The following is a 10,160-nucleotide window of genomic DNA, read 5'->3' as shown; positions in this document are numbered from 1 at the left end:
TTCGGACAGGTTGGGGCGCAAGGAAGAGAAAGTAGTCCGAAGAGGGTCCAGGTTCGGACAGGTTGAGGCGGCAGAGAGGAAAAGTAGTCCGAAGTCAGTCCAGGTTCGGACAGGTTTAGCCGCCAGATAAAGAATAGCAGTCCGAATCAGGAACGCGTGATGACAGGCCGACTAGGCATAAGAAAAAAAGTCCTCCCAAGGCGGCCAACGTCACGCCGAACTCCTGCTGCGCGCTCCCTGTCTCCTCCTGAGCTGACATGCACCTATACAACACAAAAAAACGGAGGGCCAAAGCCCGCCGAACTAGAGTGCTTATTACCAGTTATCCTTTTTTTGACCCTGCTGGCCCTGTTGATTTTGCTGTGTCATTTCTTTGCTTTGCTGCATGAGCTCGGTAACGGGGCAGTAGCGGACGATTCCTTCGCCAATTTTCATGGCTGACATCATGGCTGTCAGCAGATACCGGTTTTTGTTTGGACGCTTGGCAAGCCTTGCCGTGGACCAGGCAAGCAGAGTAAATCCGCAGGTTAGCCGGATCAGGGCGTTGATGATTCCAATGTTTGGTTTAACGTTCATGGTAAGTCCCCCTTCATAAAATGTTCACATTATATCTGTAAAACTTTAATGTACTAAAGGCGTATTATGTGGTACTATTAAGAAAAGTAAAACGCTTACATTCCGTTCGGTTTAAGGAGGATGTTTATGCTGGAACAGCGCTATCGGTGGAAAAATAAGCAGCTTCGTGAGCATGTCGCTGTCCTTGACGGTAAACTATCACCCCATATAGTTCTTACGAATGCCCGTTATTTAAATCCAACGTTTAGGAAATGGATCGAAGCAAATATCTGGATCTATGATGACCGTATTGTTTACGTCGGTGACAGGCTCCCTGAACATGCCGAGGGATGCGAGGTAAAGGATTGCAGTGAGTATTATCTCGTTCCCGGCTACATTGAGCCGCACGCTCATCCATTTCAATTATATAATCCCCAGACTTTTGCTGCCTATGCATCGTCATGCGGGACGACTACGATGATCAATGATAATCTGATGCTTTTTTTGCAAATGGAGAATAAAAAGGCCTTCTCCCTTTTGAAGGAACTGCGGAATCTTCCGGCCAGCCTCTATTGGTGGTGCCGCTTTGATGCCCAGACGGAAATTGCTGATGAGGAGAAAGTATTTTCGCACGGAAATGTGAAGGATTGGCTTGAGCATGATGCCGTTCTCCAGGGGGGAGAATTGACAGGCTGGCCTAGGCTTCTTGCCGGTGATGATATGATGCTTCACTGGATTCAGGAAGCAAAGCGTATGCGGAAGCAGATTGAGGGACACTTTCCCGGAGCCTCTGAAAAGACCCTGGCCAAAATGATGCTCCTTGGGGCTGACTGTGACCATGAGGCCATGACAGGAAAGGAAGTGCTCGCAAGGCTTTTACAGGGGTATACAGTCAGCCTGCGGCATTCATCCATCCGTCCTGATCTGCCTCTGCTCCTGAAAGAAATCCTGGAGTTCAAGCTGGATAATTTTGATAAGTTCTTTCTTACAACGGATGGATCTCCTCCTTCATTTTATGAAGAGGGAGTCATTGACAGACTCATCAGGATTGCCATAGAGGCGGGTGTCCCTATTGTCGATGCTTATAATATGGGAACCATCAATGTCGCAAGGTACTATAATATTGAATATCTGCATGGTTCAATCGCCACGGGCAGAGTGGCTAACATTAACTTTTTGAAGGATATTCATGATCCAGCCCCGGTATCGGTGATGGCAAAGGGAAAGTGGATCAAGCTGGATCAGCATAATGTTTATGAAGAGGAACATCCAGTGGATTGGAGCAGCCATGATTTCGGTCCAATGAAGCTTGATTGGAGCCTTACTTACGATGACCTGCAGTTTTCCATGCCGTTTGGAATTGAAATGCTGAATGATGTGATTACAAAGCCATACTCCGTGTCTATTGAGCTGTCCTTTGACCGGCTGCCTCAGGATGATGACCAGTGCTTCCTGATGATGGTGGATAGAAAAGGGAAATGGCGGATCAATACGATGATCAAAGGCTTTGCGAGCAGGCTGGACGGTTTTGCAAGCTCCTTTACCAACACTGGTGACATCATTTTGATCGGCAAGAGCAAAAAAGAGATGCTGATCGCCTTTAACCGGATGAAGGAAATGGGCGGAGGCATCGTGGCGGCTGAAAATGGCGAGGTCATTTATGAAATGGGGCTGCCGCTTCATGGGCTGATGTCCGATAAGAGCCTTGAACAGCTGATAAAGGAAGAAACGGAGCTTAAGAGCCTGCTCAAGGAACGGGGATATAAGTTCAGCGATCCGATTTATACACTGCTGTTCTTCTCATCAACGCATCTTCCGTATATCCGGATTACCCCGCAGGGAATGTATGATGTTATGAATAAAAATGTTCTCTTTCCCACTATAATGCGTTAAAATATAAAAGTGATGTTAGCCTCCTAAAATAAGGAGTCAGGAGGTTTTGGGAAATGGCATTAAAAGCAGGAGCCATATGCCTTGCTGCATGTTTACTATTTGCCGGCTGCTCCCAGACAGACAAAAAGGCCGACTTGCCGCCTAAAACCGTTGAGAAGCATCAGGAACAAAAGGTGCACAAGGAAAGTAACCAGAATGTATTCCCGCTTACAGGCTTAAAAACCAATCAGCCCGTAAACCGGCGTGCCGTTGCAGTAATGATTAACAATCATCCTAAAGCAAGGCCGCAGTCCGGAATATCGAAAGCGGACTTAGTTTACGAACTCCTGGCTGAAGGGGAAGTAACAAGGCTCCTCGCTGTATTTCAAAGTGAAAGGCCGGATACACTTGGACCGGTAAGAAGTGCCAGAGATTATTATATGGAGCTGGCCAAGGGATTGAATGCCCTGTATATTCTGCACGGATACAGCCCCGAAGCAAAGAAAATGCTGGCCGATGGATATATCGATCATTTGAACGGCCTTCAATATGATGGAACCCTTTTTAAGCGGGCGAGCTTTCGGAAGGCTCCCCACAATTCATATATCACATATGACAATATTGAAAAGGGAGCCCGGGAGAATGGCTTTAAACTGGATACCCCGCCGCAGCCGCTTACGTTTTTAACTGCTGAGGAGCTGCAGCATTTTAATGGGGAGAAGGCAGGTTCAGTAGAAATCAATTATTCCACCCCTGACTACAAGACGCGCTACGTATTTGACCAAGAGACAAAAAAGTATAAACGATATTCTGATTCTGTATTAACCATAGATTATGACACAAAAGAGGAAGTCCTCCTGGATAATCTGCTGATTATTGAAGCGCCTCACAGGGTTGTAGATAAAAAGGGCAGACGGGATATCGACCTCCGGGCTGGAGGGAAGGGATTTCTCTTCCAGCTGGGAAGGGTCCATGAGATTACATGGGAATTCAAGAAAAATGTAATCACTCCCTATATAGGAGGAAAGGAAGCGGGACTGATTCCGGGCAGAACCTGGGTCAGCGTGATTCCTGTTCAGACGAAAAACCCCTCAAAAGTCAGCATTAAACCTTAAAGAGGTTAGATAAAGGAGTCCCTATATGCAAATTGATAAGCTAAGGGGAAAAGAACTGGATCAGCTGTTTAAGTCCATCTTATCCTTGGAAACACTAGAAGAGTGCTATTTATTTTTTGATGATCTATGCACGGTAAATGAAATTCAATCCCTTGCCCAGCGCCTGCAGGTAGCAAAGATGCTGAAGGAAGGAAATACCTACCATAAAATTGAAACAGAGACCGGCGCCAGCACAGCCACGATTTCCCGGGTTAAGAGAAGTCTTAATTATGGAAATGACGCCTACGATATTGTACTGGAACGGATAAAAGAAGAAAAATAACAGGAAGAGACGGCTGAAAGATGCTGTCTCTCTTTTTTTAGAACTTTTTTCTGTAATAACATTTAAAATATTCAGAATAAGTAGTAAGATTACTACTATTAGACTGGCTTCAGCATAGACGAATCAGGAGGGATCTTATGAAAATTGTTGAAAAGATAAGCGGATTTGCCGGAAGGACTTTTTCTTTCTGGGTCATTGCAATTGCCATCATAGCGTATTTGTTTCCAGGAAGCTTTAAGTGGATCGGTGCGTATATTGTTCCGCTCTTGGGAATTGTCATGTTTGGAATGGGGCTGACGCTGTCAGCATCAGACTTTAAAGAAGTATTCAAGAGACCAAAGGATGTAGCAATCGGAGTGGCGGGACATTTTATCATCATGCCTTTATTAGCCTTCTTGCTGTCGATAGGACTCCATCTCCCTTCCGAAGTTGCGGTAGGAGTCATTCTGGTAGGATGCTGCCCGAGCGGAACTTCATCGAATGTCATGGTTTTCCTGGCAAGGGGAAATGTAGCCCTTGCCGTTGCCATTGCTTCGGTTTCAACGGTTTTGGCACCGATTATAACGCCGCTGTTAATCCTTTTGTTTGCAAGTAAATGGGTGGATATCAGCATAGGCGGACTGTTTCTTTCCATTGTGCAGGTTGTTATCATTCCATTGGTGCTGGGTTTCTTGATAAAAAAGTTTTTTGGAAAGCAGGCGGCTGCAGGCGTAAAGGCTTTGCCCCTTGTCTCTGTAACGGCGATCGTTTTAATTGTTTCTGCCGTAGTAGCTGGAAGCCAGGAGCAGATTGCCAAGACCGGCCTTTTGATCTTTGCGGTGGTGGTCCTCCACAATATTCTCGGCTTTTGCCTTGGGTTCCTATTTGCCCGGGCAATGGGAATGGATTTGTCAAAACAAAAGGCCGTCTCAATGGAGGTGGGCATGCAGAACTCCGGTTTGGGAGTCGCGATCGCTTCCGCACACTTCTCACCGCTTGCGGCTGTTCCAAGTGCCATTTTCAGTGTATGGCATAATATTTCCGGCTCCCTTTTGGCTTTTGTTTACAGCAGAATGAAGGAACAGAAAGCTGGAAATCATCAAAAGAAGAGTGCTTGATGAGTGGATGAAGAACCCGGGCAGAGCTGCAGGCTCCCTGCCCGGGTTTTTTCTTTGGCTTTTTTCAATATTTCCCTGCATTTTTCTTTCTCCTACTATTTTTTATAAAATTGTTCTAATGGTATAATGGTTGAATGGGATAATGAATATGGAGGATTTTGTATGTATGATTTTCGAGAGTGGAAGCATGTTTTTAAGCTCGATCCGAATAAGGCGATAGACGATGAAAGCCTGGAGAGGGTATGTGAATCCGGCACGGATGCCATCCTGATTGGAGGCAGCGACGGAGTGACACTGGAAAATGTGCTTGAATTAATGTCTCGCGTTCGAAGATATACGGTGCCTTGTGTTCTTGAAATTTCTAATATAGAGTCTGTGACACCCGGCTTTGATTTGTATTTCATTCCTTCTGTATTGAACAGCCGCAGCAAGGACTGGCTGATCGGCCTTCACCATCAGGCTGTAAAGGAATACGGGGAAATCATGGACTGGGATGAAATTTATGTAGAAGGCTACTGCATCCTGAATGAGGATTGCAAAGCGGCTGCTTTGACTGAGGCAGACTGCGATATGGATGAAGATGATATCGCCGCTTATGCAAGGATTGCAGAAAAGATGTATAAGCTTCCAATCTTTTATCTTGAAAACAGCGGCAAATATGCCGATCCTTCCCTTATACAGGGTGTAAAAGAAGTGCTTGAAGAAACTGTCCTGTTCTATGGCGGCGGAATCAGCACACCTAAGCAGGCACGGGATATGGCAGAGCATGCTGATGTAGTGGTTGTCGGTAATGTCATTTATGAAAATATAGATTTTGCTATAGAGACTGTAGAGGCAGTTAAAAACGCCAAGTCGTAAAGACTGCACAATTACAGGTTTCCGAAGGCAGAAATCATGATATAATAAGAACAAACGTTCTAGATGTGGTGGTGAATAAACATGCAATTCCTTTCAGACCGATTATTGAAAGGCTTGAATAATGAACAGCAGGAAGCGGTGAAGAGCACGGATGGACCGCTTTTAATCATGGCTGGGGCAGGCAGTGGAAAGACGAGGGTCCTGACTCACCGGATTGCGTATTTGATGGTTGAAAAACAGGTGGCTCCCTGGAATATCCTTGCAATTACCTTTACCAATAAAGCAGCGAGGGAAATGAAGGAGCGGATCAAAGGCATTCTTGGCGGGGCATCCGAGGATATCTGGATTTCGACCTTTCACTCCATGTGTGTACGAATCCTAAGGAGAGACATTGACAGGATCGGCTTTAACCGGAACTTTACCATTCTTGACACAACCGATCAGCAGTCCGTCATTAAGCAGATCTTAAAGGATAAGAACCTGGACCCTAAGAAATATGATTACCGGGCACTGCTCGGGACCATCAGCTCCGCAAAAAACGAATTAATCGATGCCGAGGAGTATGCCGGTATGTCAGGCGGCTTCTATGAACAGGTGGCGGCTGATGTATATAAGGAATATCAAAAACGGCTGGCCAAAAACCAGGCCCTCGATTTTGATGACCTGATCATGAAGACGATTCTTTTGTTTACCAGGGTGCCGGAAGTACTGGAGTTCTATCAGCGTAAGTTCCAATATATCCACGTGGATGAGTATCAGGATACAAACAGGGCACAATATATGCTGGTAAAAATGCTGGCTGCACGTTTCCGGAACCTGTGTGTAGTCGGGGATTCCGATCAATCCATCTACCGCTGGCGCGGGGCGGATATCGCCAATATCCTGAGCTTTGAAAAGGATTATCCCAATGCGAATGTCATTCTGCTTGAGCAGAACTACCGTTCAACAAAACGGATCCTTTCAGCAGCCAACAGGGTAATCTCCAATAACGCCAACCGCAAACCGAAGAATCTATGGACGGAAAATCTTGAAGGAAACAAAATCTGCTATTACAGGGCGGACAGCGAGCAGGCTGAAGCTCAGTTTGTGGCCGGAAAGATCAATGAGATGACAAGGGATGGAAAGAAATTATCCGAGATTGCCATCCTTTATAGAACCAACGCCCAATCCCGGGTAATGGAGGAAGTATTGCTGAAATCGAATATTCAGTACTCCATTGTCGGAGGTACAAAGTTCTACGACCGCAAAGAAATTAAAGATATTCTCGCATATCTGCGATTGATCTCGAATCCGGATGATGATATATCCCTGCGCAGGATCATCAATGTTCCCAAAAGGGGAATCGGCTCCACTTCCCTCGATAAAATCGCCAATTTTGCAGCCATGAATGATACATCCATCATGCAGGCACTGGACGCGGTTGAATTGATCGGTGTCAGCCCTAAAATCATGAAGGCAGCAGCAGAGTTCAGGGATCTGATTAAAAACTATTCCAATATGCAGGAATATTTGTCAGTCACGGAACTCGTTGAGGAAGTGCTGGACAAAACGGGCTATAGGGAATCTCTTCAGGCAGAAAAAACGATTGAATCGCAGAGCCGTCTAGAGAACATTGACGAATTTTTATCTGTTACCAAAAGCTTTGAAGAAAGCAATGATGACAAGACACTCGTAGCATTTTTGACGGATCTTGCCTTGGTTGCGGATATTGATTCATTGGAAGATGATGAAGATGGCATACCTCAGGACTCCATAGTCCTCATGACCCTTCACTCAGCCAAAGGCCTTGAATTCCCGGTTGTCTTTCTGATTGGGATGGAAGAAGGAGTTTTCCCTCACAGCCGTTCGCTGATGGAAGAGGAGGAAATGGAAGAAGAGCGCAGGCTTGCCTATGTAGGCATCACGAGGGCCGAAGAGGAACTCTTCCTGACAAATGCACAGATGAGAACTCTGTTCGGACGTACAAGTATGAACCCAGTATCCCGGTTTATTGCGGAAATTCCTGAAGATCTGCTGGAGGACTTAGTCCCTAGACAAAGGGCATCGCAGCCGAGAGGGCAAGCGCGGGAATTCGGACGCCGTCCGACGGCAGCTGTCCGGCCGATTGTCATGAAGCAGACCACCACTGGCGGAGACGAAATCGGCTGGAATGTGGGAGACAAAGCGGTTCATAAAGTATGGGGAACCGGAACCGTTGTCAGCATGAAGGGCGAAGGAGAAGGAAAAGAGCTGGATATCGCTTTCCCGAGCCCGACCGGAATAAAAAGACTGCTTGCTAAATTTGCCCCGATTACAAAGGGCTAGCCTCTAGAAAAGGAAAGGTGCTGAATGTATGGAACGAATGGAAGCCGAAAAACATATCGTGGAGCTCCAAACTCTCATTAACCAATATGGGTATGACTATTATGTTTTGGACAAACCATCAGTGCCGGATGCAGAATATGACCGATTGATCCGCGAATTAATCGAGCTTGAGGAGCAATTCCCGGATCTTGTGACCCCTGATTCCCCTACACAGAGGGTAGGCGGGGCAATGCTTGATATGTTTGAAAAAGTCGAACACAGAAGCCCGATGCTGAGTCTTGGAAATGCCTTCAATGATGAAGATCTGAGGGACTTTGACCGCAAAGTCCGCCAGGCTGCAGGCGATGAATATTCGTATGTCTGCGAACTCAAAATTGACGGTCTGGCTGTTTCGCTCCGATATGAGGACGGCTTATTCGTAAAAGGAGCAACAAGAGGCGATGGTACAATCGGCGAGGACATCACAGCCAACTTAAGGACCATCAAGTCGATTCCCCTCCGCATTAAGGAGCCCTTTACCATGGAGGTAAGAGGAGAAGCCTTCATGCCAAAGCGCTCATTCGAGAAGCTGAACAAGATCAAGGAAGAGCGTGAGGAGGAGCCGTTTGCAAACCCAAGGAATGCAGCGGCTGGATCCCTGAGACAGCTTGATCCTAAGATTGCGGCCTCACGCAGCCTGGATATCTTTTTATATGCCATTGCTGATCTCGGTGAGACGGGCGTGACTTCCCATAGCGAGGGCCTTGATCTTCTGGATCGTCTGGGCTTTAAGACGAATCAAGAAAGAAGAAAATGTGCGGATATTGAAGAAGTGATTGCTTATATCCGGGGATGGGTGGAAAGACGCCCGGACCTTCCATATGATATTGACGGCATCGTGGTAAAAGTCGACTCTTTAAGACAGCAGGAGCAGCTCGGAACTACAGCCAAAAGCCCCCGCTGGGCGATCGCCTATAAATTCCCTGCGGAAGAGGTTGTTACCGTCCTGAAGGATATCGAGCTCAATGTGGGAAGAACAGGCGCGGTCACACCGACTGCCGTTCTCGAGCCGGTGCGTGTGGCCGGAACCACTGTACAGCGGGCAACTCTTCATAACGAAGACTTAATCCGTGAGAAGGATATTAAGATCGGCGACCATGTTGTGGTGAAAAAGGCAGGCGATATTATTCCGGAAATCGTGAATGTACTTCCTGAAATGAGGACAGGGGAAGAAAAAGACTTCAATATGCCTGAGCATTGTCCGGAATGCGGCAGTGATCTCGTCCGTCTTGAGGGTGAAGTGGCCTTAAGGTGCATCAATCCTAAATGTCCGGCACAAATCCGGGAAGGCCTCATTCACTTTGTATCAAGGAATGCGATGAATATTGAGGGTTTGGGTGAAAAGGTCATCACACAGCTGTTTGCCCAGGAGCTTATCAAGGATGTCGCGGATTTATACAAATTGACGTATGAACAGCTTATCAGCATGGAACGGATGGGAGAAAAATCCGTATCCAATCTTCTTGGAGCCATCGAAGGGTCAAAGAACAATTCATTGGAGAAGCTTCTCTTTGGGCTTGGCATCAGGCATGTAGGGGCAAAGGCAGCCAAGACGCTTGCACAGGTTTTCGGCAGCATGGATGCGCTGATGGAGGCTTCATTTGAAGAATTGACAGCCATTAATGAGATAGGCGGAAAAATGGCAGACTCGATTACCGCTTATTTTGACATGGATGAGGCCCAGGAGCTGATCCAGGAATTAAAGGCTGCCGGTGTCAATATGGAGTATAATGGACCTAAACCTGTTTCTCCGGCAGAATCTGATTCGTTTTTTGCTGGTAAAACAGTGGTTCTAACTGGTAAGCTAGAAGAGCTTTCGCGAAATGAAGCCAAGGAAAAGATTGAGGCGCTTGGCGGAAATGTTTCCGGCAGCGTCAGCAAAAAAACCGATCTTGTCATTGCGGGGGAGGATGCTGGCTCTAAGCTTACAAAAGCAGAAGAGCTTGGCATAGAAGTCTGGAATGAGGAACGGATGCTTGAAGAACTAAATAAATAGGG

8 protein-coding genes are annotated in these 10,160 nt (G+C 46.6%); 7 read left to right on the top strand and 1 reads right to left on the bottom strand.

Annotated features, from left to right (window positions below; translation table 11 throughout):
• Positions 1 to 315: 315 nt before the first annotated feature.
• The gene (locus H539_RS0121830) at positions 316 to 576 is read right to left on the bottom strand and encodes a YgaP family membrane protein (protein ID WP_026695291.1); all 261 of its coding nucleotides are present in this window, start codon (positions 574 to 576) and stop codon (positions 316 to 318) included.
• 126 nt (positions 577 to 702) lie between these two features.
• Between H539_RS0121830 and H539_RS0121825 the strand changes: the two genes are divergently transcribed.
• From H539_RS0121825 to ligA, 7 genes are all read left to right on the top strand, one after another.
• Positions 703 to 2,448: an adenine deaminase C-terminal domain-containing protein gene (locus H539_RS0121825; protein WP_026695290.1), complete on the top strand. Its 1,746-nt coding sequence runs from the start codon at positions 703 to 705 to the stop codon at positions 2,446 to 2,448.
• Between the two features lie 53 nt (positions 2,449 to 2,501).
• Positions 2,502 to 3,542, top strand: a complete 1,041-nt coding sequence (locus tag H539_RS0121820) for a DUF3048 domain-containing protein (protein ID WP_026695289.1) — start codon at positions 2,502 to 2,504, stop codon at positions 3,540 to 3,542.
• 25 nt (positions 3,543 to 3,567) lie between these two features.
• Entirely contained in the window at positions 3,568 to 3,864 is a 297-nt protein-coding gene (locus H539_RS0121815; RefSeq protein ID WP_026695288.1) for a YerC/YecD family TrpR-related protein, read from the top strand.
• Between the two features lie 137 nt (positions 3,865 to 4,001).
• Entirely contained in the window at positions 4,002 to 4,961 is a 960-nt protein-coding gene (locus H539_RS0121810) for a bile acid:sodium symporter family protein (RefSeq protein WP_026695287.1), read from the top strand.
• A 162-nt stretch (positions 4,962 to 5,123) separates the two neighbouring features.
• Positions 5,124 to 5,819, top strand: coding sequence for a heptaprenylglyceryl phosphate synthase (pcrB, locus tag H539_RS0121805; protein ID WP_026695286.1), 696 nt, complete (start codon positions 5,124 to 5,126; stop codon positions 5,817 to 5,819).
• Between the two features lie 81 nt (positions 5,820 to 5,900).
• Complete coding sequence (gene pcrA, locus H539_RS0121800) at positions 5,901 to 8,123, top strand: DNA helicase PcrA (protein WP_026695285.1); 2,223 nt, start codon at positions 5,901 to 5,903, stop codon at positions 8,121 to 8,123.
• Between the two features lie 28 nt (positions 8,124 to 8,151).
• The gene (gene ligA, locus H539_RS0121795; RefSeq protein ID WP_026695284.1) at positions 8,152 to 10,158 is read left to right on the top strand and encodes an NAD-dependent DNA ligase LigA; all 2,007 of its coding nucleotides are present in this window, start codon (positions 8,152 to 8,154) and stop codon (positions 10,156 to 10,158) included.
• Positions 10,159 to 10,160: the final 2 nt, after the last annotated feature.

Source organism: Peribacillus kribbensis DSM 17871, assembly GCF_000430765.1.
Classification (GTDB): Bacteria; Bacillota; Bacilli; order Bacillales; family DSM-1321; genus Paraperibacillus; species Paraperibacillus kribbensis.
This window is presented reverse-complemented; position numbering and strand designations above follow the sequence as displayed.